24 protein-coding genes and 1 riboswitch are annotated in these 23857 nt (G+C 44.3%); of the genes, 17 read left to right on the forward strand and 7 right to left on the reverse strand.

Features of this window, described 5'->3' with window-relative positions; genetic code table 11:
• Window positions 1-84: 84 nt before the first annotated feature.
• Together AB4274_RS14030 and rsmD are read right to left on the reverse strand one after the other, a co-directional pair.
• On the reverse strand, window positions 85-351 hold the full coding sequence (locus tag AB4274_RS14030) for a DUF1145 domain-containing protein (RefSeq protein ID WP_016784000.1): 267 nt from the start codon (window positions 349-351) through the stop codon (window positions 85-87).
• A gap of 10 nt (window positions 352-361) precedes the next feature.
• Entirely contained in the window at window positions 362-964 is a 603-nt protein-coding gene (rsmD, locus tag AB4274_RS14035; protein WP_017061036.1) for a 16S rRNA (guanine(966)-N(2))-methyltransferase RsmD, read from the reverse strand.
• Between the two features lie 230 nt (window positions 965-1194).
• On the opposite strand from rsmD, the gene ftsY reads away from it, so the two are divergent.
• From ftsY to glpG, 6 genes are all read left to right on the forward strand, one after another.
• Window positions 1195-2427, forward strand: coding sequence for a signal recognition particle-docking protein FtsY (ftsY, locus tag AB4274_RS14040; RefSeq protein WP_017068601.1), 1233 nt, complete (start codon window positions 1195-1197; stop codon window positions 2425-2427).
• Window positions 2428-2505: 78 nt separating this feature from the next.
• Complete coding sequence (ftsE, locus tag AB4274_RS14045) at window positions 2506-3183, forward strand: cell division ATP-binding protein FtsE (protein ID WP_004736585.1); 678 nt, start codon at window positions 2506-2508, stop codon at window positions 3181-3183.
• Window positions 3170-4138, forward strand: coding sequence for a permease-like cell division protein FtsX (gene ftsX / locus AB4274_RS14050; RefSeq protein WP_372112381.1), 969 nt, complete (start codon window positions 3170-3172; stop codon window positions 4136-4138). The genes ftsE and ftsX overlap by 14 nt, the downstream gene beginning before the upstream one ends.
• Window positions 4139-4316: 178 nt before the next feature.
• Complete coding sequence (gene rpoH, locus AB4274_RS14055; RefSeq protein WP_017055518.1) at window positions 4317-5174, forward strand: RNA polymerase sigma factor RpoH; 858 nt, start codon at window positions 4317-4319, stop codon at window positions 5172-5174.
• Between the two features lie 423 nt (window positions 5175-5597).
• A complete protein-coding gene (gene glpE, locus AB4274_RS14060) occupies window positions 5598-5918 on the forward strand; it encodes a thiosulfate sulfurtransferase GlpE (protein ID WP_017061039.1) in 321 nt (106 codons plus the stop codon).
• 58 nt (window positions 5919-5976) lie between these two features.
• Complete coding sequence (gene glpG, locus AB4274_RS14065; protein WP_017063770.1) at window positions 5977-6819, forward strand: rhomboid family intramembrane serine protease GlpG; 843 nt, start codon at window positions 5977-5979, stop codon at window positions 6817-6819.
• A gap of 87 nt (window positions 6820-6906) precedes the next feature.
• Here glpG and AB4274_RS14070 read toward each other — a convergent pair whose 3' ends face one another.
• Complete coding sequence (locus AB4274_RS14070; RefSeq protein WP_017063771.1) at window positions 6907-7314, reverse strand: flagellar basal body-associated protein FliL; 408 nt, start codon at window positions 7312-7314, stop codon at window positions 6907-6909.
• Between the two features lie 162 nt (window positions 7315-7476).
• On the opposite strand from AB4274_RS14070, the gene AB4274_RS14075 reads away from it, so the two are divergent.
• Entirely contained in the window at window positions 7477-8019 is a 543-nt protein-coding gene (locus AB4274_RS14075) for a chorismate lyase (protein WP_164091128.1), read from the forward strand.
• Window positions 8020-8874: a 4-hydroxybenzoate octaprenyltransferase gene (gene ubiA / locus AB4274_RS14080; RefSeq protein WP_017061043.1), complete on the forward strand. Its 855-nt coding sequence runs from the start codon at window positions 8020-8022 to the stop codon at window positions 8872-8874.
• A gap of 103 nt (window positions 8875-8977) precedes the next feature.
• On the opposite strand, the gene plsB is transcribed toward ubiA, so the two are convergent.
• Complete coding sequence (gene plsB / locus AB4274_RS14085) at window positions 8978-11401, reverse strand: glycerol-3-phosphate 1-O-acyltransferase PlsB (protein WP_371725603.1); 2424 nt, start codon at window positions 11399-11401, stop codon at window positions 8978-8980.
• A gap of 220 nt (window positions 11402-11621) precedes the next feature.
• Between plsB and AB4274_RS14090 the strand changes: the two genes are divergently transcribed.
• From AB4274_RS14090 to dinF, 4 genes are all read left to right on the forward strand, one after another.
• Window positions 11622-11984 carry a diacylglycerol kinase gene (locus AB4274_RS14090; RefSeq protein ID WP_372083421.1) on the forward strand — a complete coding sequence of 121 codons (363 nt, stop codon included), beginning with the start codon at window positions 11622-11624 and terminating at the stop codon, window positions 11982-11984.
• Window positions 11985-12078: 94 nt separating this feature from the next.
• Complete coding sequence (gene lexA / locus AB4274_RS14095; RefSeq protein ID WP_019820514.1) at window positions 12079-12699, forward strand: transcriptional repressor LexA; 621 nt, start codon at window positions 12079-12081, stop codon at window positions 12697-12699.
• Window positions 12700-12796: 97 nt separating this feature from the next.
• The gene (locus tag AB4274_RS14100; protein WP_017061046.1) at window positions 12797-13675 is read left to right on the forward strand and encodes a class I SAM-dependent methyltransferase; all 879 of its coding nucleotides are present in this window, start codon (window positions 12797-12799) and stop codon (window positions 13673-13675) included.
• Between the two features lie 117 nt (window positions 13676-13792).
• Window positions 13793-15148 carry an MATE family efflux transporter DinF gene (gene dinF / locus AB4274_RS14105; RefSeq protein ID WP_017061047.1) on the forward strand — a complete coding sequence of 452 codons (1356 nt, stop codon included), beginning with the start codon at window positions 13793-13795 and terminating at the stop codon, window positions 15146-15148.
• Between the two features lie 183 nt (window positions 15149-15331).
• On the opposite strand, the gene sthA is transcribed toward dinF, so the two are convergent.
• Window positions 15332-16732: a Si-specific NAD(P)(+) transhydrogenase gene (sthA, locus tag AB4274_RS14110; protein WP_017061048.1), complete on the reverse strand. Its 1401-nt coding sequence runs from the start codon at window positions 16730-16732 to the stop codon at window positions 15332-15334.
• Window positions 16733-17059: 327 nt separating this feature from the next.
• Between sthA and fabR the strand changes: the two genes are divergently transcribed.
• On the forward strand, window positions 17060-17701 hold the full coding sequence (gene fabR / locus AB4274_RS14115) for an HTH-type transcriptional repressor FabR (RefSeq protein WP_010438693.1): 642 nt from the start codon (window positions 17060-17062) through the stop codon (window positions 17699-17701).
• Window positions 17701-18072: a YijD family membrane protein gene (locus tag AB4274_RS14120; protein WP_017061049.1), complete on the forward strand. Its 372-nt coding sequence runs from the start codon at window positions 17701-17703 to the stop codon at window positions 18070-18072. Before fabR ends, AB4274_RS14120 begins: the two co-directional genes overlap by 1 nt.
• A gap of 79 nt (window positions 18073-18151) precedes the next feature.
• Here AB4274_RS14120 and trmA read toward each other — a convergent pair whose 3' ends face one another.
• Window positions 18152-19261 carry a tRNA (uridine(54)-C5)-methyltransferase TrmA gene (gene trmA / locus AB4274_RS14125; RefSeq protein ID WP_017061050.1) on the reverse strand — a complete coding sequence of 370 codons (1110 nt, stop codon included), beginning with the start codon at window positions 19259-19261 and terminating at the stop codon, window positions 18152-18154.
• A gap of 154 nt (window positions 19262-19415) precedes the next feature.
• A riboswitch (cobalamin riboswitch) is annotated at window positions 19416-19620 on the forward strand.
• 39 nt (window positions 19621-19659) lie between these two features.
• Here trmA and btuB point away from each other — a divergent pair.
• The 3 genes from btuB to murI are packed head-to-tail and all read left to right on the forward strand — an operon-like array spanning window position 19660 to window position 23058.
• The gene (gene btuB / locus AB4274_RS14130; RefSeq protein ID WP_017070283.1) at window positions 19660-21477 is read left to right on the forward strand and encodes a TonB-dependent vitamin B12 receptor; all 1818 of its coding nucleotides are present in this window, start codon (window positions 19660-19662) and stop codon (window positions 21475-21477) included.
• A gap of 48 nt (window positions 21478-21525) precedes the next feature.
• On the forward strand, window positions 21526-22191 hold the full coding sequence (locus AB4274_RS14135) for an ATPase (RefSeq protein WP_102332806.1): 666 nt from the start codon (window positions 21526-21528) through the stop codon (window positions 22189-22191).
• 60 nt (window positions 22192-22251) lie between these two features.
• A complete protein-coding gene (gene murI / locus AB4274_RS14140) occupies window positions 22252-23058 on the forward strand; it encodes a glutamate racemase (RefSeq protein ID WP_372112383.1) in 807 nt (268 codons plus the stop codon).
• On the opposite strand, the gene AB4274_RS14145 is transcribed toward murI, so the two are convergent.
• Complete coding sequence (locus tag AB4274_RS14145; RefSeq protein WP_017061054.1) at window positions 23021-23473, reverse strand: RNA-binding protein; 453 nt, start codon at window positions 23471-23473, stop codon at window positions 23021-23023. The genes murI and AB4274_RS14145 overlap by 38 nt on opposite strands.
• Between the last annotated feature and the right edge of the window lie 384 nt (window positions 23474-23857).

Here is a 23857-nt window from a genome sequence, read left to right on the forward strand (position 1 = left end):
TCAAATGAGCGGCGTTTTTGTCTCTACTGTTTCTGTCATGATGTTTTCTGTAGCTAAGCGTTTTATATCTGGGCTTAAGCTCGATTACATCATGTGTTTGCGTCGGATATCGAGTAAGGCGAAGACACCGAAAATCAATATTGACCACTTCTCCCAACGTGACATCTCGATCTTGTCGCCGAAAGCACCGATGAAAATCAGCATCTGCAGGCCGTGCATGAAGAACAAGAATGCTGTCATGATATAAAGCGCAATCGCAGCATTACCCGGGAACGGGTAGAAAATATTTACGATCAAGATAAACCAAACAAAGGCGATGGCTGCTTTTGCTAGTGGAAGCAAGAACTTCATTCAATAACTCCTATTCTTCAGTAATTCGATTGAACAGTCGGTAGCTTGACTGTCCGGTGGTCTTATCGCGATGCAATTCCCAGTTCTCTGGCATAGCTTCGAGTTTCAGTTCTTTCTCTGTCTCGACGTAAATGATGGCATTGTCTGCAAGCCAACCGTTACTCTCAAGCAGTTGTACTGTTTCTGCCAGTAAGCCTTTGCGAAATGGTGGATCAAGGAAAACCATATCGTAAGGAGTGCCTGGTTTCTTAAGGAAAGAGATAGCATCAGTATTCACGACATTAATGTTGTCTGCCTTGAGCTCTTTCGCGTTATCAGAAAGCTGTTTAGCCGCCTTTTGATTCATTTCGAGCAGTGTCACCATTTTGGCTTGGCGAGAAGCTGCTTCAAAACCTAGACCGCCAGAACCGGCAAATACATCCAAGCAAGTTGAATGTGGGATATCTTGAGCCACCCAGTTAAAGAGTGTTTCTTTTACTCGGTCAATGGTTGGGCGTAATCCTTCTAAATCATGAACAGGCAGCTTTCTACCTCTCCATGAGCCACTAATAATTCGAACAAAGCCTCCGGATGGCTTTTTTTGTGATGTGTTTTGCTGGCGACGTCTTACCATAGATTTTTTGACCGCTAATAAAGTGATACTATACCGAGCCCAATTTAAGTGGGTTCGTGTATTAAATAAATTTGCAATGACAAAGTGTATCAAGCTAAAAGCAAACTTATCACTGCTTTGTCATTTTTCTTTACTATTCGTTTGTACAAGCTTGTATTGTATAACAATAGCAAAGAGTCGACGTGTATTAAGTCAATACAGCTAATTAGTAGATCTAGGAAACTCCTCTGATGACGGAAAAAAAGAAGCGCGGATTATTATCGTGGCTTGGTTTTGGTGAAGAAGAACAAAGCCCAAAAACTCAGAATGAAGCGAACGTAGAAAGCGTTGAAGATCAAACTGAAGTTGAATCACAAGTTGAGGCTGAACAGGTCGCGCCTGAAGCTGAACAAGTTAAGCCAACTGAATCTGAGCAAGCGCTTGAAGAAGCTCAACAAGAGCAGCAACCTGTCGCAGCAGAAGCAGAAGCAGAAGCAGAAGCAGAACAGGAAGAAGTGGCAGTTCCTCAAGCTAAGGTTGAAGAAGTACAAGAGAAGCCGACAGAAAGCTTCTTTGCTCGTCTTAAGCGCAGCCTAAGCCGCACTAAAGCAAACATCGGTGCTGGTTTCTTTGGTCTGTTCAAAGGCAAGCAAATCGATGAAGACCTGTTTGAAGAGCTAGAAGAGCAACTTCTGATTGCTGACGTGGGTATGAATACCACGGTTAAGATCATTGAAAACCTGACAGAAAAAGCATCTCGCAATGACCTAAAAGACGGTGAAGCGCTTTATGGTCTGCTCAAAGAAGAGATGGCAGACATCTTAAGCCAAGTGGAACAGCCACTGGTTGTTGATACCACTAAAACACCTTACGTTATCTTAATGGTGGGTGTGAACGGTGTAGGTAAGACAACTACGATCGGTAAGCTGGCGAAACAATTCCAAAATGAAGGCAAGAAAGTGATGCTAGCAGCGGGTGATACCTTCCGTGCTGCAGCCGTTGAACAGCTTCAGGTTTGGGGTCAGCGTAACGATGTGCCAGTTATCGCTCAACACACTGGTGCGGACAGTGCGTCTGTTATCTACGATGCGATTGAAGCAGCGAAGGCTCGTGGTGTTGATGTTGTGATTGCTGATACAGCCGGTCGTTTGCAGAACAAGAGCAACCTGATGGAAGAGCTACGCAAGATCGTTCGTGTAATGAAGAAGATTGATGACTCTGCGCCACACGAAATCATGCTAACGCTCGATGCAGGTACAGGTCAGAACGCTATCAGCCAAGCGAAGTTGTTCAGTGAAGTGGCTCCAGTTACGGGTATTACACTGACTAAGCTAGATGGTACGGCGAAAGGTGGTGTAATTTTCTCAATTGCTGACCAGTTCCAGATTCCAATCCGCTACATTGGTGTGGGTGAAGGTATTGATGACCTGCGTCCATTTGAATCTAAAGACTTCATTGAAGCACTATTTAGCCGCGAAGAGTAACGCGAGTAGCAAAGTGGTTTATCCTTAATCTGCTACCGTTTTTAAATTTGATATTAGTGATCGTAAGAGGAATTTTCGGTGATCAAATTTCAGCAAGTGAGTAAAGCCTACCGAGGTGGAAGACAAGCGCTCCAAAAAGTGGACTTTCACCTGAAACGTGGAGAGATGGCTTTTTTGGGTGGGCACTCTGGGGCTGGTAAAAGTACCTTGCTGAAGTTGATCTGCGCGATAGAGCGTCCAACCGATGGACGTGTCTGGTTCAACGATCACGATATCACTCGTATCCCAGCCAAAGACATTCCTTTCTTACGCCGTAATATTGGGATTGTTTTTCAAGACCATCGCCTGCTGATGGACCGTTCGATTTTCGATAACGTCGCTCTGCCTATGCGTATTGAATCTATTTCTGAAAACGAAATAAAACGCCGAGTCAGTGCTGCGTTGGATAAAACCGGTTTATTAGATAAAGCCCGTTGTTTGCCAAGCCAACTTTCTGGTGGTGAACAGCAACGCGTGGGTATTGCGCGCGCCGTGGTTAACCGTCCAACTCTGCTTTTAGCCGATGAGCCTACCGGTAACCTAGACCCTGAATTATCTAACCGTGTATTACGCTTGTTTGAAGAGTTCAACCGTGCGGGTGTGACGATCATCCTAGCGACGCACGATATCGGGTTAGTGAACACTCGCCCTCAGTACCGCCATCTTGAATTAAACCAAGGATTTTTGAGTGAGGTTGAAGACTATGGCCGCGAATAAGCGCATCAAGAAACCTCAATCTAATCGAGCAGCAAACCGCGCTTCAAGCGACGGCTTCTTTGTTGTTCACTGGAAACAAGCCAAGTCATCGTTCTCACAAATGTGGCAGCGCCCGTTAGGCAACTTGCTGACCCTTGCGGTGATCTCTATGGCGTTGGCGATGCCAGCTTGTTTGTACCTATTGGGTAAAAATGTTGGGGAAGTGGCGCAAGATGTCACTAGCCCGTCACAAATAAGTGCTTATGTAGAGGATGGTATTCCTGAGCCACGAGTAATGGTGCTTAAGGATGAAATCGAAAGTTGGGATCAAGTTGAGCTGGTGGAGTACATTTCTCCGCAGCAAGGGCTTGCTGACCTCAGCCAGTATTCTGGTTTTGAAGACGCCTTAACCATCCTCGACGATTATTCACTGCCAGGTGTGCTGGTGATTACGCCAAGCGTGCACAGCGATACCCTAATCAAAAAACTGGCAGGCACAGTTAAACAACAAGAATTAGTCACCGATGTTCGCCTAGACGAAGATTGGTTAGCGCGATTAGATGCGATCAAAGCATTAGCGGCTGTCATCGTGATTACCTTAACGGTATTGATGTTGGGCGCGGTATTTCTGATTATCGGCAATACACTACGATTTAATGTGTTGGCGCATAAAGAAGAGATTCAAACCATGAAGCTGATTGGTGCGACCGACAGCTACATTCTTCGACCATACCTTTATGCTGGGATGTGGTTTGGCGTTTTAGGTTCGATTAGCGCTTGGGTAATGACGGCATTGATTACCGTATTGCTGAACAGCGCGGTGGATGACTTGGCTCAGCTATACGACAGCCACTTCCGTTTAATTGGCCTGAGTTGGGATGAATCTTTACTGCTTTTGATCGTCGGAACTCTGCTTGGTAGTGTGGCTGCAAAGCTTTCTGCACAGCGTCACCTAAAAGAAATTGAACCAGTTTAGGTGAATAGAGTCATATTTAGACGAAAAATAGGCACTTCTTTAACCAGTTTTTGCCTTGTATAGACGAATTGATTATGCATAATTACTTCCCCCTCCTTGAAACCTGTTCATTTTAGGTTCAAGATTGTAGGGTTTTAATAGATGTATTACTCCAGATCAGAGATTGATGAGGAACCGAATGGCAAACCAAGCGTATCAAATGGCTTTAGTCACACAAGATAGTTTAGATAGCTATATCCGCTCAGCGAACAGCTACCCTATGCTGACTCCTGAAGAGGAACGTGGACTTGCAGAGCGATTACATTACAAAGGTGAGATCGACGCTGCGAAAGGCTTGATCCTTTCCCACCTAAGATTCGTGGTGCACGTTGCAAGAGGCTACTCTGGCTACGGGCTACCAATGGCTGATCTCGTCCAAGAAGGTAACATCGGCTTGATGAAGGCTGTTAAGCGCTTCAATCCAGAAGTTGGTGTTCGTCTCGTCTCGTTTGCTGTTCACTGGATCAAAGCTGAAATCCATGAATACGTTCTACGTAACTGGCGTATCGTTAAAATTGCGACCACTAAGGCACAGCGTAAACTGTTCTTTAACCTTCGTAAGTCTAAAAAGCGTTTGGGTTGGTTCAATAACGGTGAAGTTGAGACGGTTGCTCGTGAACTGGGTGTTGAGCCTTCAGAAGTTCGTGAGATGGAATCTCGCTTAGCAGCACAAGATGCGACGTTTGAAGCGCCTATGGACGATGACGATGGCGGTTCTGCTTACACTGCTCCAGTTTACTACCTAGAAGACAAGGCGTCAGACGTTGCTGAGACGGTTGAAGCGGCTAACTGGGAGTCACACACCAATAATCGCCTAGGGCTAGCACTAGCAAGCTTAGACGAGCGTAGCCAACACATTGTTCGCTCACGTTGGTTAGACGACAACAAGGCAACCCTGCAAGACTTAGCGGATACCTACAGTATATCAGCTGAGCGTGTTCGCCAGTTAGAAAAGAATGCGATGAAGAAATTGAAACAAGCCGTTGGTGATTTCTAATAGCTTCTACTTTCTAGTAGAGCTAACAAATAGCTGAATTTTGAAAAGGCCGAGATCGAGAGATCTCGGCCTTTTTGTTTTGGATCGATTTCTCAACTTTTGCGATCGAAATTTGCAAAATGATTTTGTGGATAACTCTGTGAGAAGTTTATTCGTCAGCTATCTAAAAGCAGTGTGTAGTAAGGCTTTGACGGGGTTTTTCGAGTGGGGATATGTTTCAGTTAACCCACAGTTAGATCAGGATCATTACTACATGTTGTGGATCTATTTTTGAAAAGACACTTTATTCACGCAATTCACAGATTTATCCACAAATGGTGTAAAAGTGATCGCTGGTGGATAACCTTATTAAGTGGATGTGAATGTTAGCCTTGGGATAGGTTACAATGGCAGCAAAGTAAATCAGTATAAAAAGAGAAAGTCATGGACCAGTTTAAACATATCGATGTTAAAGGCGCTCAAGCCCTCATCGAACAAGGCGAAGCTCGACTTGTCGATATACGTGACCCGCAGTCTTTTGCGGTTGCCCACCCAAAAACAGCCTACCACCTGACTAACGATACGATGGTGTCATTCATGGATGAGGTTGAGTTCGAACAACCTATCTTAGTGATGTGCTACCACGGCATCAGTAGCCAAGGTGCGGCACAATATTTAGTGAACCAAGGCTTTGAAGAGGTATATAGTGTTGATGGTGGTTTCGAAGCTTGGCATCGTGCTGAACTTCCAGTGATCGCAGGTTAATGACTTTCATCACCTGAACCGCCTCAAGCATCCCTCATAGAATGAATAGGAAGTAACAATGATTAGATTGATGGTGTTAGACAATCCACGTCTTGCTCAAGCATTTATTGATTATATGGCCTCTCGTCAGATCCCTATTCAGATGTCTCCAGAGGGAGAAGGGCGTTTTGCTCTTTGGCTTCTTGATGGCCAATTTCAGGTTGAAACCGAAGCTGAGCTGAATCGTTTTCTGGCTGAGCCCAATCATAAGCGCTATCAAGCTGCATCTTGGGACATGGCAGAGACCAGAAAGAGCAACTTCCATTACCACACGCCAAGCTTCATGGGCATGATCAAAGCCAAAGCAGGCCCAGTGACACTAAGCCTGATGTTGGTGTGTGTGGTGATTTTTGCGCTGCAACAGATCGGTTTTGGCCAAGCTATTTTCAATGCCCTACATTTCCCAGCGGTGGATGGACAGCAATGGCAGCTGTGGCGTTGGTTGAGTCATGCCGTTCTACATTTCTCTGTTATGCACATCGCATTTAATATTTTGTGGTGGTGGCAGCTAGGTGGAGACATTGAGAAGAAACTTGGCAGCCTCAAGCTACTTCAGATCTTTGCTGTCTCTTCTGCGCTTTCAGGTGCTGGGCAGTATTGGGTTGAAGGGGCGAACTTCGGTGGTTTGTCTGGTGTTGTGTATGCCTTGGTTGGTTACTTATGGGTGGTTGGTGCGAAGGCGCCACAACTTGGTTTAGGTATCCCAAGACAGATTGTCGGCTTTATGTTGGTGTGGTTGGTGCTTGGGTACATGCAGCCATTTATGGCTATCGCCAATACGGCGCATTTAGCTGGTCTAGCCGCTGGTGTGATTATTGGCTTTATCGATGCGATGAAAGCACCAAGCTCGGCAAGAAGCTAATTCATATCTTCTAATGAGTAGCCAAACGATAGAGACAAAAAAAGCGGCCAGATGAGCCGCTTTTTTATTGGGATTCGTTTTACATCATTACTGATAAAGGTATTTGGTAAACAGTAAGTCAGCAATCAGGGTTTTACCTGTCTCTGGAAGCAAAATCTTGTTGAGGTGTTCAACTAAGGATTTTCTTAAGTCTTCACGGCCAGATAGAGATTTAATGGTTTCTTCGTTTTGTTTGCCAAGCAATTCAATCACCGCATCGCGAATCAGTGGTTGGTGATGCTCAATAGCGGCCAAGTCGCTACTATTTGCCACCATGATGTCGAGGCGAACCTGAATGTAGCCCAGTTTTTTACCTTTAGTGTAAAAATTGGTGGTCAGGTCTGGCTCTAGCGTGAAGTAGGCGAGTTTAGCTGCCGACTCCTCTTCCGCGAAACTTGATGCTGAAAAGAGTAGGGTAATCGCAAGAAATATTTGGGCTACATAACGTTTGTGCATATTTGTGACTTTTCTTTAGTTTATTCGCGATATTCGAAACGCATTAGTCTTGTTACAATGAGCGGTCTAAATCTAAATACGTTTACAATTCGAAGAACGCTTTAATTTTGTTCGAAAGTTGAAGCTTTATTGTACGTGTAAAGTCACCTATTGAATACTAGTATGAATCAGCCAATATCGCTGTATCTTAATTCGTTAATGAATGTAGATTGGCAAAGTACAGAAACATTTGATTTTCCTAATGAAACCACCAAAGAGTGGCTGATGGAGCAAGGTTCTCTTTCCCGCAAGTTGGGGAAGTGCTGTCAGCACCTGTCTGTTGAGTTGCTTCATAATCAAGTTGTAGAACGCTCAATGCTGCAACAAGACGAGGAACATCTTTTATCATCGTTTGATTGCTTACTGCGTAAAGTGATTTTAAAGGGTGATGACGAACCGTGGGTGTTAGGTCGAACCTTGATTCCCCGAGTCACATTAGAAGATCATCAGCACTCAGACCTTTCTCAACAAGGTAATGTCCCGCTTGGATTGACCGTTTTCAGTGCTGAGAACGTGGAGCGAGATGCGCTGCAAGTCGGTTGGGTTATCGCAGGCGATGAGCGATTACTCGCGCGTCGTTCTCGATTATGGATGAACCATAAACCGATGCTTGTGGCAGAACTGTTTTTACCAACATCACCCATTTACTCTAAGGAGAGTGTGTAAATGCTTGCCACCAAAGCGAAGGCGTATTGGCAATTAACGCGAATGAATCGCCCGATTGGTACCCTATTACTCCTTTGGCCGACCTTGTGGTCACTGATTATCGCCGCACAAGGTATGCCTGATTTTGATGTCTTGGTTGTTTTTGTACTCGGCGTGGTGTTGATGCGTTCAGCTGGCTGTGTGATCAATGACTTTGCGGACCGTAAAGTAGATGGTCATGTTAAACGTACCAAGCAGCGTCCACTGCCGTCTGGTTTGGTTTCCAGTAAGGAAGCGATTCTGCTCTTTTTAGTGCTAGCCGTAGTTTCATTCTTGCTGGTACTCACCATGAATCCACTGACCATTAAGCTCTCATTTATTGGTGTGGGTCTGGCGTTCATTTACCCTTTCATGAAGCGTTTTACGCATCTTCCACAGTTGTTTCTTGGCTTAGCGTTTAGTTGGGCGATACCAATGGCTTGGGCGGCACAAACCAATGAACTGCCAAGCATTGTGTGGTTTGTCTTCGTGATTAACGCGTTGTGGACGATTGCTTACGACACGCAATATGCGATGGTTGACCGAGATGATGACTTGAAGATTGGTATTAAATCGACGGCTATTTTATTTGGTCGCTTCGATAAACTGATTGTTGGCTCTTTGCAACTCGTCACCCTAGCGATGCTGATTGCGTTAGGCATGCATTACCAACTAGGAGATACCTTCTATTGGGCATTGTTGGTAGCGGGCAGCTTGTTTGTGTATCAACAACACCTGATGCGCCACCGTGATCGAGACCTATGCTTCCAAGCCTTTCTCAATAATAACTATGTTGGAATGGCAGTGACAGCGGGCTTGTTCATTACCTTCTGGTAAGCATCCGCTTTTCGAGTTAACGAATGCTAAAGAAAAAGGCACCCATTGGGTGCCTTTTTTGATCGCGTTGAATCTGCTATCAGAGCCCTGCTATATACAGGAATTACTCGACTTGGTGAATACTCTCTTGAATAGTCAGACGGACTTCTGGGTAAAGCATCGAGTAAAGAAGCTTAGCGAATTGCTGAGTCTTCTCTAAATCGCAGTTGCCGTCGTTATCTAGGTACTGTTGCTGCTTCAACGTTGCGAACATAGAAGCAAACACACCTTTATCGAAGAATTCGGGAGCATTGATACCATGCAATCGACCAAGTCGCTGTGCGATGTCTTGGCTTTTCTGCTCAAGGTCAGATTTGTCCAGTTCCGGATTCTCTGCCAGCAAGTTTAGAGCAATAGAGTAGCGCTGTAGCGTTTCTGAAATCGTACGGCCTAACAGCATAAGAGCTTGGCTGTTCGATTGGTTGATCGTCACTTCATTGTCAGACACAACAATCATGCCCTGGCTAACAAGTTCATCAATGATGTTTGATACTACGCCTTCAAGCTGTGATTCGTCGTAGCTTAAGAACAGCTCTTTCTTTAAGAACGGATAAATTGCTGCAACATTCTTTTGAATCGCTTCAATCGATAAACCGCGCTGACGAATGGTCATCTGGGCAATTAAAGATGGCAGAGCGAACAAGTGAATGATGTTGTTTCGGTAGTAGGTCATCAGAATTGACTGGTGACGGTCTAGCGAAATAATGTCGCCCATTGAGTCTGATTCAATTAGGAACTTGTTCAGCGATTCAGCGTGTTTTACCAGATCTTCAGCACTGTCTTTTGGTACCGTAAATGTATCAGAGTAAGGTACGTTCTTAAGCAGAGACAGGTAGCAATTGATCTGAGAAACCAAAGAGTCACGAGACAATGCGCGCTGTCTTGAGGCTAATAGCGCGGTTGCACAAAGGGTCAATGCGTTGGTCGCCGCGGCATCGTTAATGTGCGTCATCATTTTGGTCGCCAGGTCATTAACCACTGGATTCATCCATTGTGGTTTACTGGTGCCCATTGGGTCGATGTCTTTGGTCCACTCTGGTGAGTGCTCATTCAGGTATTGGTTCAGTTGAATCGGCTCACCGAAGTTCACGTAGCCTTTACCAAAGTTACGCAGCTTACGAATGGTACGAATCACTAAGCTCGCGTTTTCTTTTTCTTTACGCTTGCCACGAAGTTCTTTCGCGTAAGTCGCTACTTCCATCACGTGCTCGTAGCCGATGTATACAGGAACCAAAGTCACCGGACGGTTCATGCCGCGCAGCATTGCTTGGATTGTCATCGCTAGCATGCCCGTTTTCGCTTGCAGTAGACGACCTGTACGAGAACGACCACCTTCACTGAAGTACTCTACTGAGTAACCTTTAGCGAACAATTCCGCTAGGTATTCACGGAAAATCGTCGAGTACAGTTTGTTGCCTTTGAAGCTACGACGAATAAAGAACGCACCACCATGACGGAAAATAGGACCGGCAGGGAAGAAGTTCAGGTTGATACCCGCAGCGATGTGCGGAGGCACCATGCCTTCGTGGTAAAGCACATAAGAAAGCAGTAAGTAGTCCATGTGGCTACGGTGACAAGGCACGTAAACAATCTCGTGACCATCTTGAGCCAACTTACGAACCGTTGAAGCGTTGCTGATATGCAGGCCTTGGTACAACTTATTCCACAGCCAACCAAGAATCTTCTCACCACGCTTGATCAGCGAGTAAGAGAAGTTCGCAGCAATCTCGTCCATGATGTCTTGAGCTTCTTTGCTCGCTTTCTCGATCGAGATGTTCTTTGCTTGTGCTTCGTCTTCAATCGCTTTTTTGATCGCTTCTGATTTTAACAGGCGATCAAACAGAGCTTGGCGGCTTGGTAGGTTAGGGCCTGATGCTGCAAGCTTTTGGCGAGAGAAGTGAATACGTGCCACGCGCGCCAGTTTGTGCGCGATGGTGCTGTCGGTGCCGTGTGAGTTGGCCATGTAACGCAGAGAAACCACAGGACTAAAGCGAACCAAGCAGTCACGACCGGCTAGCAATACCGCTTTTGATTTCTCTAAGCCGTTCATTGCCTGTAGGTAAGGCTTCTGGTTATTCTCTTTACCAGGTTTGCGCCCCCACAAAACGGTAGCAGGGATAACTTGAACATCGAGTTCAGAGTCGTCGGCGTGCAGTGAAAGCAATTCAGAGAACACTTCAATTGAAGAGCTTGGTACATAATCATCGTCTTGCAGCAGAGTTTTGCGAGAAGAGATGAAAACGTAGCGTTGCAGTGATTTGCCGTTGATTTCAAGCTTGCTCAACGGATCAGGTAGGCCTAATTCAAGTGCATGTTTTTGCAATGTAAGAATGTCGACACTTGAGCGAAACGGTAAGGCGTATACAATCGGTTTGCTCAAATCAATGTTCAAATCCTCAACAGGGTTTGAAGGAATTGATGTGCCCTTTACCAATACGGATAAAGGTAGCTTCATTAATGAACGTGAAAAAGATTGTCCAGAAGACATATAGGTTCACTGCCTCAATAGTTATTTCAATGTGCTGAAGCGTATCTCTATTTCTCTGATAAAAAGGATAAATCCTATGAGTGAAATAGGGATAAGCCTAGGCGTAAATTTAATCGATGCAAGAATACCAGAAACTGGTCTAACCTTTTAATGGAAATAGTCATATTGCCGTTAAGTTTGTGGAAAATCATTCATCGACTGATTGAGTATAGGGTTAAAAATGACCAAAAAATCAAACACCGGATTCAAACGCATCATCAAAGCAGCAGGCTTTTCATGGCAAGGCATTACGAGTTCGTTTAAAAATGAGGCTGCATTTCGACAGGAAGTGTTCATGGCGGTCGTGCTTATTCCGTTGGCATTTTACCTAGATGTAAGCCAAGTTGAACGAATCTTAATGATCTCATCGGTGGTATTGGTGATGGTTGTCGAGCTAATCAATACCGCGATTGAAGCGGTTGTCGACCGAATCGGCAGTGAATATCATGAGCTTTCTGGGATGGCTAAAGATGTCGGTTCGGCAGCAGTTTTCATCTGTTTGGCACTCGCAGGTTATGTGTGGCTAGAGATCCTGTTTTTGTAATTTGCTAAAAATGAACTAAAAACAACCAATTGCTTTGCTTTTGTTCAGTTACTGGATATACTCACAGTCAACTGTATAAAAAGACAGGTGAATCATGAAGCCGTTAACGCCCCGCCAGCAACAAGTCTTTGACCTTATCAAAGGTAAGATCGAAGATTCCGGTATGCCACCGACACGTGCAGAAATCGCGCGTGAACTAGGCTTCCGTTCTGCTAATGCTGCAGAAGAACATTTGAAAGCTCTTGCTCGTAAAGAAGCGATTGAGATTATCCCGGGTGCGTCTCGCGGTATTCGTATTTTGCTTGAAGATGCAGCAAACGAAGAGCAAGGTTTACCATTAATCGGTCAGGTTGCCGCTGGTGAGCCTATCTTGGCTCAAGAGCATGTAGAAATGCATTACCAAGTTGATCCAGGCATGTTTAAACCACAAGCTGACTTCTTACTTCGTGTAAATGGCGAAAGTATGAAAGACATCGGTATTATGGATGGTGATTTATTAGCTGTTCATAAAACACAAGATGTACGCGATGGTCAGGTTGTAGTGGCTCGTGTCGATGATGATGTAACGGTAAAACGCCTAGAACGTAAAGGTTCAACGGTTCTGTTACATGCTGAAAATGAAGAGTTTTCTCCAATCCATGTCGATCTAGAATCTCAACACTTGTCTATTGAAGGGCTTGCGGTTGGTATTATTCGCAACACCGACTGGATGTAGTCAGTACAAATAGCTTATTGATATTTATTCTCAATAACTTGCCATTGTAATTGATATTCATTATCATCTTCTTTGTCGAGATACAAGGAAGATGATGATGCCAAACCCAACCAAACCTCAAATGAAGCCGCTTACTCGTAAGCCGCGCTCCTCTGTTCAAAAGGCTTCTTCTGAACAAGGGTCTGTACATCAAGAATTCCAAGTTCCGACCAACCTCGTTCAACATCTTTGGTTTCGTAGTCGTGAAAGCCTAGCCGATGATGGTCTCGTTTATGACCCCATCGCAGCTCAAGCCTGCAAGCGTTGCCAGCTCGCACCTGAATGTCTTACTGGCGAGCTAGACCAACAACAACTTCTCTACGCAACACTGACTCAACTTTGTGACTCTCAAGTTCAGCAATTTCTATCTCACAACCCAGATGCTTGGATCATCAATGTTGGAGCAGGGCTCGATACCCGCTTCTACCGTTTAGATAATGGACGCTGCCATTGGGTTGAGCTGGATGTCACGGAAAACCTTGTGTGGCGCCAACGTCTGTTCCACAAAAATGAACGCTATCGTTTGGAGTGTGGTTCTGTCGATGACCTGACTTGGTTGGATGAACTCAATATTCCAGAACAAGCCTCGGTGATGGTGGTGTGTGAACATGCTCTGCTGGATTGCAATGAACAGCAGACGGCGAACTTCATTCAGTCTTTGAGTCGCTACTTTACTCATGCACATGCGTGTTTAGTCTTAGCTGGAGATAAAAGCTCAAGTACGTTGGGGCAAAAACTTGGTTCAGGAAAGTATGCGCATGGCCTATCTTCTCCAATAGACAGTGTTCTCAATTGGTTGCCATGGGCACAATGGGTAAAAGCGTTTTCTCCACTAGACCAAAAATGCAACCGTTGGAAATTGTGGCAGCGACTTCTTTGTAAGATCTCTCAGGTCAAAAAGCGTTTAACGCCGCAGTTAGTGCTCGTTAAGTGGTAATCCTAGGTGTTTTGTATTTCGAGTAACTGAGTACATAGCCGGTATAAGTAAAATTCCACAACATAGTGAAAGCCCACCCACTAGGTTAAACTATCGCCTCTAATCTAAGAGGTGATCGTGAAGTTATTTAATCCCCAAACTATTTTTCAAACGCTATCCAATCAGGCGATGCATAAAAAAGTGCTGTTGCTCGCGATCCCGATGGTTCTCTCTAATATTACTGTTCCACTGTTGGGCTTAGTCGATGCGGCGGTTATCGGTCACCTAGAGCACTCTTGGTATTTAGGTGGTGTGGCGCTGGGCGGCACAATGATCAGCGTGACCTTTTGGTTGCTTGGTTTCCTGCGTATGTCGACAACAGGGCTAGCTGCACAATCTTATGGTGCGAATGATGGCAAGCAACTAGGCTTAGTTTTTGTGCAAGGCGTGACCATGGCCTTAGGGTTTGCTGGTGTCTTTTTACTTTTACACAGTTTAGTCGCCGATTTAGTTTTCTCATTGAGTAGCGCCAGTGATCAAGTTAAGCACTATGGTCAGCAATATTTCTCAATCCGCGCTTGGAGTGCACCTGCCGCGCTGACTAACTTTGTGATTCTAGGTTGGCTGCTCGGGACTCAAAACGCCAAAGCGCCAATGTGGATGGTGATCATCACCAATATCACCAATATCGTTTTGGATATCGTTTTTGTTATCGGCTTAGGGTGGCAAGTGGAAGGTGCTGCATTGGCATCTGTAATGGCTGATTATGCCGGTCTAACATTTGGCCTAATTTGTGTTTACCGAATCTGGGCGAAGAAGCAGTTACCATCGCCATGGGATCTGCTTAAGAAAACCAGCCAAGGTTTGAGTCGTTTCGTGAAATTGAATCGCGATATCTTTCTTCGTTCATTATGCCTACAAGCGACTTTCACTTTCATGACCTTCCAAGGTGCAAGCTTTGGCGATGATGTTGTTGCGGCCAATGCCGTGTTGATGAGTTTCTTGATGATCATCTCTTATGGGATGGATGGCTTTGCCTACGCAATGGAAGCGATGGTCGGTAAGGCGATAGGCGCGAAAGACAAAGATGAGCTGAACCAGTCATTGATTGGAACTTTCTTCTGGAGCTTCAATATTTGTTTGGTACTGACCATAGTGTTCGCACTCGTTGGCTCGAGCTTAATCAATATGATCACCACAATCCCAGACGTGAAGAGTCAAGCCGAGGTGTATTTACCGTGGTTAATCGCAATGCCATTGGTGTCTATGTGGTGCTTCTTGTTGGATGGTATTTTTGTTGGAGCAACTAAGGGCAAGGATATGCGCAATAGTATGTTTGTTGCGACCTGCAGTTTCTTCGCGATTTTCTATTTAGCATCAGGTTTAGAGAACCATGCACTGTGGTTAGCGATGCTGAGCTTTATGGCAATGCGCGGAATTGGTCTTGGTGTGTTGTTTGTTTCTCAGTGGAAGAAAGGGGAGTTTCTCGCTTAGCTCGAGGGCTCTGTTTGTGGAGAGTAAATGAGGCTGTACAGGTAAAGGGGTATTTAGAACATCATGATCTAATTACTATCAATACCTTAACATTCAATATCTTAAATAAAAACAGCAAGCGCATGGCTTGCTGTTTTATGCATTTGGCCTATGGGTGGTCAAATACTCCTATTGGTTCTATATCTAGAATAAACGGTTAAGCCCGTTGAGTGCTGCAACACGATAAGCTTCCGCCATCGTTGGATAGTTAAAGGTCGTATTCACAAAGTACTCGATGGTATTTGCTTCACCTTTCTGCTCCATGATCGCTTGTCCGATATGGATGATTTCAGCGGCACGCTCACCAAACACGTGGATACCTAAAATCTCTTTGGTTTCGCGATGGAACAGGATCTTCAAGCTACCAATATCTTTACCCGCAATTTGAGCACGAGCTAGGTGTTTGAAAGAAGAACGTCCTACTTCATACGGTACTTTAGCTGCGGTAAGTTCTTGCTCGGTTTTACCAACAGAGCTGATCTCCGGAATGGTGTAGATGCCGGTTGGAATGTCTTCGATAAGGTGGCGTTCAGCTTCACCCTTCACAATTGCCTGAGCCACAAATCGACCTTGGTCATAAGCCGCGCTTGCTAGGCTAGGGTAGCCAATCACATCACCGACAGCGTAAACATGGTCAACATTGGTTTGGTAATTGGTATTTACTGAGACTTGCCCACGCGAGTCCGCTTCTAAGCCAACAGCACCAAGGTTCAGTTTATCGGTATTACCCGTTCGGCCATTGGCATACAGTAGGCAATCAGCGCGCATCTTTTTACCTGACTCTAGGTGAATGATCACGCCATCATCAGTGCCTTCAATTTTCTCAAAGGTTTCATCGTTGCGAATCACGACACCGCTGTTCCAGAAGTGATAAGAAAGTGCATCTGAGGTTTCATTGTCTAGGAATGACAACAGACGGTCACGAGTATTGATAAGATCGGTTTTTACACCCAAACCGCGGAAAATCGACGCGTATTCACAACCAATAACGCCAGCACCATAGATGATGATGTGTTGCGGGTCGTGTTTAAGAGAAAGAATCGAGTCACTGTCGTAGATACGTTCATGCAGGAAGTCGACGTTATCTGGTTGGTAAGGGCGAGAGCCTGTCGCGATAACAAATTTGTCTGCACTGTAATGTTCTTCAGTGCCATCGCTTTGCATTACCGAGACAGTGTTGGTATCGATAAAACGTGCAGTACCAAAGACCAACGTGCACTGGTTGCGGTCGTAGAAGCCTTGGCGTAATCGAGTCTGCTTGTCGATAACCGATTTGGCATGCCCCAAAATGTTAGAAAACGTTGAGTGTATGCTTTTGTTGTTCTGACAAAACAGCGGATTACTGTTGAATTCGATAATACGACTTACGGCATGACGCAGTGCTTTTGAAGGAATTGTTCCCCAGTGAGTACAACCACCACCAACGCTGCTCTCTTTCTCAATGATTGCAACGTTCAACCCGGCTTTGGTTAATCCCATCGCTGCCCCTTCTCCTCCGGGGCCACTACCAATTACGATTACATCAAAGTGGTTGGAGTGCGGCATAGATATCTTCCTTGTTATATTTGATTAACATTGCTTTAGCGAGATTTTAACCGATTCTGTTCTCGGGTACATGAAAAGGGCATCAGAGAGTCGGTGGGATCACGCAGTGTTATCGAAAAAATAATATTTGGTATGTCGTATGTCTCCAAATGACAGCGTGGATATTGAAATTTTTTCTTCGAACGTATTTACTTCGGTACGTGAACAAAGAGGTATGTTTAGTGTCTTATATAACCAGAGTGCCTTATATAAATAAGTGATTCGCGTTATATTGAATAGAGTATTAGACATGCCTGTTTAGGCTGTAAAAGAAGAAATTGATAAAGTATGAAACCAATGGGCATTCGCGCACAGCAAAAAGAAAAAACTCGTCGCAGCTTAATCGATGCAGCATTTAGCCAGCTCAGCGCCGATCGTAGTTTTTCCAATCTAAGCTTGAGAGAAGTCGCTCGTGAGGCTGGAATAGCACCGACTTCCTTTTATCGTCACTTCAAAGACATGGATGAGCTTGGCTTAACCATGGTTGATGAAGGTGGCTTACTGCTGCGCCAGTTAATGCGTCAAGCTAGGCAACGCATAGTAAAAGAAGGCAGTGTGATTCGTACATCGGTTGAAACCTTTATGGAATTCATTGAAAGCAGCCCTAACGTATTCAGACTGTTATTGCGAGAGCGCTCAGGAACTTCATTTGAGTTTCGTGCAGCGGTAGCTCGTGAGATACAGCACTTCTCTGCTGAGTTAACCGAATATTTGATAACGACTGGCATGACACGAGACGAAGCTTTTACTCAAGCTGAAGCCTCCGTTATCTTGGTCTTCAACTCAGGGGCAGAAGCATTAGATTTAGATCGACGTCAGCGAGATGAACTGGCTGAACGCTTGATCATGCAATTGCGAATGATGGCCAAAGGGGCTTTTTGGTATCGTAAAGAACGTGAACGTAACCGATTAAAAGGCGGGATTGAATAATGTCGAATGAAAATAATACTGTAAACCGTGGTTCAGAAAGAAAGACACTCGTACTTGCTGTTATTGCCGGTGTGTGTGGTGATGCTCTGTTATCTTGGGTAACAATGAGCGAAGTGGGCTTCTCTATTTTCCCACTGATTGCTTTAGTCTTGGCTGTACAAGCACTTTACCAAGAGTACCTAACTAACCCAGTATCTGAAGATATTCCACTAGTAGGTTTGGCTTGTTTCTTTGTAGGTGCATTTGGCCACTCGGCTTTTGTGAAGGCACAACACCCTGATGCTGGCTCAAACTTCTTTGCGATTATTGTCGCGATGTTGCTTCTTGCATGGGTAGGTAAGAAACTCGGCTTTATCGGCAAAACTGCTTAAGCTGATTTAGAAATTAAAAAAACGAGCCAATGGGCTCGTTTTTTGTATCTGCTGTTTGGCTTAGACCTGAAAGCGATACTTACGCTTTACGCTCTAGGAATACGCCAGCTTCCATGTGGTGCGTGTAAGGGAACTGGTCAAACAGAGCAAAACGAGTGATGTCGTGCGTTTCGCTTAGGATGTCTAGGTTCTCTTTCAATGTTTCAGGGTTACAAGAGATGTACATGATACGCTCGTAGCCTTGAACCATCTTACAAGTATCAACATCCATACCTGAACGCGGTGGATCAACAAAGATAGTGTTGCAGTTGTAGCTCTTAAGATCGATGTTCGCTTGCTGTAGACGACGGAACTCACGCTTGCCTTCCATTGCTACAGTAAAATCTTCTGCAGACATACGGATGATCTGAACATTTTCAATGTTGTTCGCAGCGATGTTGTATTGCGCAGATTCTACTGACGGTTTCGCCAGTTCAGTTGCCAGTACACGCTCGAAGTTTTGTGCTAGCGCTAATGAGAAGTTACCGTTACCACAGTAAAGCTCAAGTAAGTCGCCTTTGCTGTCTTGAGTACAATCGACAGCCCATTCCAACATTTTCTCTGCCACTTTGCCGTTGGGTTGAGTAAAGCTGTTCTCTACTTGTTGGTAGATGTAGCTATCACCATTCACATCTAGCTTTTCAATTACGTAGTCGCGGTCCAGTACGATTTTCATCTTACGCGCACGGCCAATCAGGTTTAGGTTAAAACCTTCATCGTTTAATTGCTGCTTAAGTGCTTTAGCATCTTGAATCCACTGTTCACCTAATTGACGGTGGTAAAGCAATGACACCAAAATTTCGCCGCTTAACGTAGAAAGGAAGTCTACTTGGAATAGCTTGTGGCGCAGAGAGTGGTTGTCCTTCATTGCATCTGTTAATAGAGGCATTAGGTCATTGATAAGACGGCTAGCTGCAGGGAACTGGTCTACGCGGTATTTTTCTTTAGTCTCTTGATTGAACATGACGTAATACATATCGTCACCTTCATGCCACACGCGGAACTCAGCACGCATGCGGTAGTGTTGTTCTGGAGATTCATACACTTCCAGTTCAGGCACATCATATTCTGAGAACATTTCTGTAAGACGCTCTGTCTTTTCTGCCAGTTGTTCTTGGTAGCGTTGCGGGTTTACATCTAAATTCGCCATGGTTATGCCTTTTGCTGTCGTGCTTTTAAATCAAGAGCGCAGATTTTATTCAATCACAGGCGCTTGTCCAGTGTTGAGCGCCATTCAATGTAAATCGACCATGAAAACTATAGCTTATAACTATCTTAGACTAGACAAATGATTCAGAGGTCAATACTATCTCCGGCAAGCTGGTGCCATTTAGATGTATAGATGGCTGAAGAGGGAATCTGGTGTGAATCCAGAACTGACGCGCAGCGGTAAAAGAGAACGAGTATTCATCAGACACTGCAAATAGCTTTTTGTGGGAAGTCGAATATCAGGTAACCATAAGGTTGTGCTCTTGAGTCCGAATACCTGCCAGCGGCTAAACCATGACATGTGGTTTGGTAGGAATTTACGCGATTTAGGATCACAACATGAACAAATCCCTTTTAGCGGTTGCTGTAGCATCGCTGCTTTCACCTATCTCCAATTTACACGCCCAACAAGCATCTGCCGACGAAACCATGGTGGTTACGGCTAACCGTTTTGAGCAAAGCACGGAAAGTGTTGTCGCTCAAGTTGAAGTAGTAACACGCCAAGATATCGATCGAATTCAAGCTAAGTCTCTAACAGATGTGTTTAGACGATTGACGGGTATTCAGGTTTCACAAAATGGAGGCCGAGGACAGCAAGCTTCGATCTTTGTTCGTGGTGCTAACTCTGATCAAGTGCTTGTTCTCATTGATGGTATTCGTTTTGCGCGAGCTGCAAAGGGTGGTGTCGATTTTAGCCAGTTACCAATTACATTCGTTGACCGAGTGGAATACGTTCGAGGAGCTCGTGCCGCTATGTATGGCTCAGAAGCTATCGGCGGTGTTATCAACATTATTACTGTTGCAAACTCTGACAATGAAAAAACGGCAGTTAGTGCAGGTTTAGGAAGCTTAGATTACCAAGAGCTGAGCTTTGTTAGTGGTACTAAGGTCGGTGAAAATGGTCACTTGAACGTATCTGTTGGTTACGATTCCGATGAGGGATACAACGTTCATCCATTACCAGGTGTTAATGATGGTGATCGCCATGGTTTTGAATCACGCAATGCTCTAATTGGTTATGTTCATAATTTTGATCAGCAATGGAGTGGCTTCGCGAATTTCCGTATGTTTGAAACCATTTCTCAGTACGATGGTTCATTTGGTACAGACCATTCTTACAAAGAAGCTGAAGTTCAAAATTCGACCTTTGCTACTGGTGTTAAATATAGTGGCAGTGAACTTAAGTCTGATTTCTTAGTTAACTATCAGAATCAAGATAACTGGAACTACGAACAGTCTTTAGGCAAGAACTCAGCGTCAGCAACATCTGATGAGCTTGAACAGCTAAATGTTCAATGGGTGAATTCATACAAACTAACGTCGTCACTGACTCTTAGTGGTGGTGTAGATTGGCGTGATGAGGCTTATATTGTTAAGCCTTCGAATACTGAATACGACAGAACGAATGTTGCGTACTTCGCTGCATTAAACGCAGATGCGGATAAAGTGTTCGGAGAACTGAGTCTTCGTGTTGATGACAATGAGCAGTTTGGTACAGAAACTACTTACAACACAGGGTTAGGCTATCGTTATGCTGAGTGGCTTGTTGTAAAAGCAGCTTATGGCACATCCTTCAAAGCACCTAACTTGTATCAACTATATAGCTACTACGGTAATGCACAGTTAGAAGCTGAAAAGGCAGATTCATTTGAACTGACTTTTGGTGGCTTAATCAAGGATGTTGATTGGTCGATTACTGGCTATGACACGAACGTCGAAGACTTAATTGATTACAACTACGCGACAAGTAAGTACTACAATACCGATGGCGAAAGCCAATTACGTGGTGTGGAAATGGTCGTTGGATTTGATACTAGCTTTATTAACCACCAAGTGAGCGCTAATTTCCAAGACCCAGAAGATCAATCTGGTGAGCAACTGATACGCCGAGCTAAGAAGATTTACAAGTATAATGCAGTGGCTAGTTTCGATGATGTTGATGTTTCATTAGGTTTCCAATATGTAGGTGAGAGACCGGACTTCTCTGAAGATCTCGCAGCGTATAGCTTGTTTGATGTTTCAGTGAACTACTATGCGAATGAAAACCTTACTTTAAATGGTCGAGTGGATAACTTAACTGACGAAGAGTACGAGACTGCTGGTGGATACCCATCACCAGAGCGTACATATTACGTGAATGCTACTTACCAATTCTAATTATCACCTAAACCGCCTTCGGGCGGTTTTTTCTTATTGGGTATATCAATGAAAAAGAAAGTCGTCATAAGTTGGTCGTCAGGCAAAGACTCTACATTAACCCTAGAACGTCTACTTGAAAGCACCGAGTATGAAGTTGTTGCTCTCTATACTACGTATGTTGGAGATGAGGTCCCTTTCCAAGTCACGCCAATCGAGGTTGTCGGAATGCAGGCTACATTGATCGGTTTGCCTCTAATAACGATTGAGCTGCCGGAGGTGTTCCCAAGTAACGAGATCTATCAAAGTACGATTGTTACGGCGCTTAAAGGATCGGGTTTATCTATTGATGCCGTGGCATTCGGCGATATGTTTTGCAATGGTATTGCTGATTACCGAAGAAGTTATATAGAACCTGCGGGCTGGGAGTGTGTATTTCCTCTACTAGGAGAGAGTAGCCAAACTCTGGCTCAAGAAATCATAAATAGAGGAATCGAAACCTTTCTCGTCACAGTTGATAGCGATGCATTAGACATGAGCTATTGCGGGAAAGAATACACGCCTGAACTAATAGACAGTTTGCCAAGTCACGTCGACCCATGTGGAGAAGATGGTGAGTTCCATACCTTAGTAACGTCAGCGCCATGCTTTAAAGGTAAGCTCAAGATAGAGCTAGAAAATGTAGAGCAGGGTGAGCGCTTTGGGCATCAACGCTACCGAGCTTGCATTATATAGAGTGATGATTGGCGAAAACTAAGTGAAGGGGTATCATTGCTGCGGAACTTCTTACAGGTAATGGTTGTGTCGAAAAGCATACAAAAAAACATATTGGTCTTTGATTCTGGAGTTGGCGGCATCTCTGTATATAAAGAGATAAGCCAGTTACTACCAAATCACAACTATATCTATGTATTCGATAACGAGGCTTACCCATATGGTGAGCTCGATCAGCAAGTCCTCATTCAGCGAGTCCAAAGTATCGTCGCCAGTTTTGTTGCGAGTCACGCTATTGATATTGTGGTGATAGCTTGTAATACGGCCAGTACGATAGTCCTGCCTGCACTTCGCGCTAATAACCTTATCCCTATTGTCGGTGTTGTCCCGGCAATCAAACCTGCCTCGTTACTGGCTAATAAAGCGGTTGGACTTATTGCAACCCCTGCGACGATTACTCGTGAATACACACACGAGCTCATCAAAAACTTCTCGAGCAATAAAAGAGTAGAGCTGTTGGGTTCTACTCGACTGGTGGATATGGCCGAAGATAAACTCAGAGGTGAGGAAATTAGCCTTGAAGAGTTACAGAAAATCCTTCAACCGATGATCAACACGATTGATGTGGCTGTTTTAGGATGTACTCATTTCCCACTTATCAAATCTGAGATTCAACAAGTACTAGGTGAAAGTGTAATGCTGATAGATTCTGGTAAAGCAATAGCGAAGCGAGTTCAAGATTTGTTGGGTTTGGAAAGCGTTAATAAAGAAGGGGGAGTACGTGAAGTTTTTTGTAGTGCACTTCCTAAAAAAGAAAGTGCACTAAATAGTATGTTAAAGCAGTTAGGGTTTAGCTCAGTTCAGATTCGTCCGCTTCAGGATGTTTAGGATCATTTGCAACACGTACTTTTAAAGTGCGTTGCATGTAATCTTTATCGTTAAGTGCAGAGATTGCATGATTCACATCATTACTTGCCATAACAACAAATCCAAAGCCTCTTCTTTTACCAGTACGTTTGTCTTTCATTAAACGTACTGCAAATACTTCACCATGCTCTGAGAATAATTCACGTACATGTGATTCGTTCGCTTTGTATGGAAGGTTACCCACATAAAGTGTTTTGGTTGAAGCCTTAGGTTCTGAATCTGATTTTGAGTCGGTGCTTGAAAAGTTAACAACAAAAGCGGAAGCCAAGACACCAAGGATAAAGGTAATTGCAGGCGATATATCTACCTGAGAGAAAACAATGCCGCCTAATACAGCCAGTGCGACAATTAACAACATCGATTTTTTTGAGTTCATATCGGAATACTACATATTAATAAACGAAATAGACGCATCTACCATTAACAAAATAGACACATGAATCTTACGTTCATGGCTTCCATTTTTCCAATGTATTGCTGTGATACGTCTCAAATGTTTAGTTTTTATTCGAAAAATGCGGATCTGGTGGCTTTTTAGGCGAACAAAACTTTTATTTCAAAAAGCCCTTGTGCTCCATCTCAATCTCTCTATAATGCCGCCTCACCGACACGGAGTGAGACGAAAGTCACACAGCGAAATCGGTAGAGAAAAAGAGTTTGAAAATAACCCTTGACTCTCAAAGTGGTGCAGGTATAGTACGCACCCCTAGCGACTGAGATGTGAATCACAAAACGCTAGCGCTCTTTAACAATTTAAACC

The sequence above is a fragment of the Vibrio sp. 10N.261.55.A10 genome, from assembly GCF_041470825.1.
GTDB classification, from domain to species: Bacteria; Pseudomonadota; Gammaproteobacteria; order Enterobacterales; family Vibrionaceae; genus Vibrio; species Vibrio crassostreae_C.

Bases quoted from the DNA above. Each gene is read 5' to 3' on its own strand.
- AB4274_RS14030 (WP_016784000.1), bottom strand. From the start codon at position 351: ATGAAGTTCTTGCTTCCACTAGCAAAAGCAGCCATCGCCTTTGTTTGG.
- rsmD (WP_017061036.1), bottom strand. From the start codon at position 964: ATGGTAAGACGTCGCCAGCAAAACACATCACAAAAAAAGCCATCCGGA.
- ftsY (WP_017068601.1), top strand. From the start codon at position 1,195: ATGACGGAAAAAAAGAAGCGCGGATTATTATCGTGGCTTGGTTTTGGT.
- ftsX (WP_372112381.1), top strand. From the start codon at position 3,170: ATGGCCGCGAATAAGCGCATCAAGAAACCTCAATCTAATCGAGCAGCA.
- rpoH (WP_017055518.1), top strand. From the start codon at position 4,317: ATGGCAAACCAAGCGTATCAAATGGCTTTAGTCACACAAGATAGTTTA.
- glpE (WP_017061039.1), top strand. From the start codon at position 5,598: ATGGACCAGTTTAAACATATCGATGTTAAAGGCGCTCAAGCCCTCATC.
- glpG (WP_017063770.1), top strand. From the start codon at position 5,977: ATGATTAGATTGATGGTGTTAGACAATCCACGTCTTGCTCAAGCATTT.
- AB4274_RS14070 (WP_017063771.1), bottom strand. From the start codon at position 7,314: ATGCACAAACGTTATGTAGCCCAAATATTTCTTGCGATTACCCTACTC.
- AB4274_RS14075 (WP_164091128.1), top strand. From the start codon at position 7,477: ATGAATCAGCCAATATCGCTGTATCTTAATTCGTTAATGAATGTAGAT.
- ubiA (WP_017061043.1), top strand. From the start codon at position 8,020: ATGCTTGCCACCAAAGCGAAGGCGTATTGGCAATTAACGCGAATGAAT.
- plsB (WP_371725603.1), bottom strand. From the start codon at position 11,401: ATGTCTTCTGGACAATCTTTTTCACGTTCATTAATGAAGCTACCTTTA.
- AB4274_RS14090 (WP_372083421.1), top strand. From the start codon at position 11,622: ATGACCAAAAAATCAAACACCGGATTCAAACGCATCATCAAAGCAGCA.
- lexA (WP_019820514.1), top strand. From the start codon at position 12,079: ATGAAGCCGTTAACGCCCCGCCAGCAACAAGTCTTTGACCTTATCAAA.
- AB4274_RS14100 (WP_017061046.1), top strand. From the start codon at position 12,797: ATGCCAAACCCAACCAAACCTCAAATGAAGCCGCTTACTCGTAAGCCG.
- sthA (WP_017061048.1), bottom strand. From the start codon at position 16,732: ATGCCGCACTCCAACCACTTTGATGTAATCGTAATTGGTAGTGGCCCC.
- fabR (WP_010438693.1), top strand. From the start codon at position 17,060: ATGAAACCAATGGGCATTCGCGCACAGCAAAAAGAAAAAACTCGTCGC.
- AB4274_RS14120 (WP_017061049.1), top strand. From the start codon at position 17,701: ATGTCGAATGAAAATAATACTGTAAACCGTGGTTCAGAAAGAAAGACA.
- trmA (WP_017061050.1), bottom strand. From the start codon at position 19,261: ATGGCGAATTTAGATGTAAACCCGCAACGCTACCAAGAACAACTGGCA.
- btuB (WP_017070283.1), top strand. From the start codon at position 19,660: ATGAACAAATCCCTTTTAGCGGTTGCTGTAGCATCGCTGCTTTCACCT.
- AB4274_RS14135 (WP_102332806.1), top strand. From the start codon at position 21,526: ATGAAAAAGAAAGTCGTCATAAGTTGGTCGTCAGGCAAAGACTCTACA.
- murI (WP_372112383.1), top strand. From the start codon at position 22,252: ATGGTTGTGTCGAAAAGCATACAAAAAAACATATTGGTCTTTGATTCT.
- AB4274_RS14145 (WP_017061054.1), bottom strand. From the start codon at position 23,473: ATGAACTCAAAAAAATCGATGTTGTTAATTGTCGCACTGGCTGTATTA.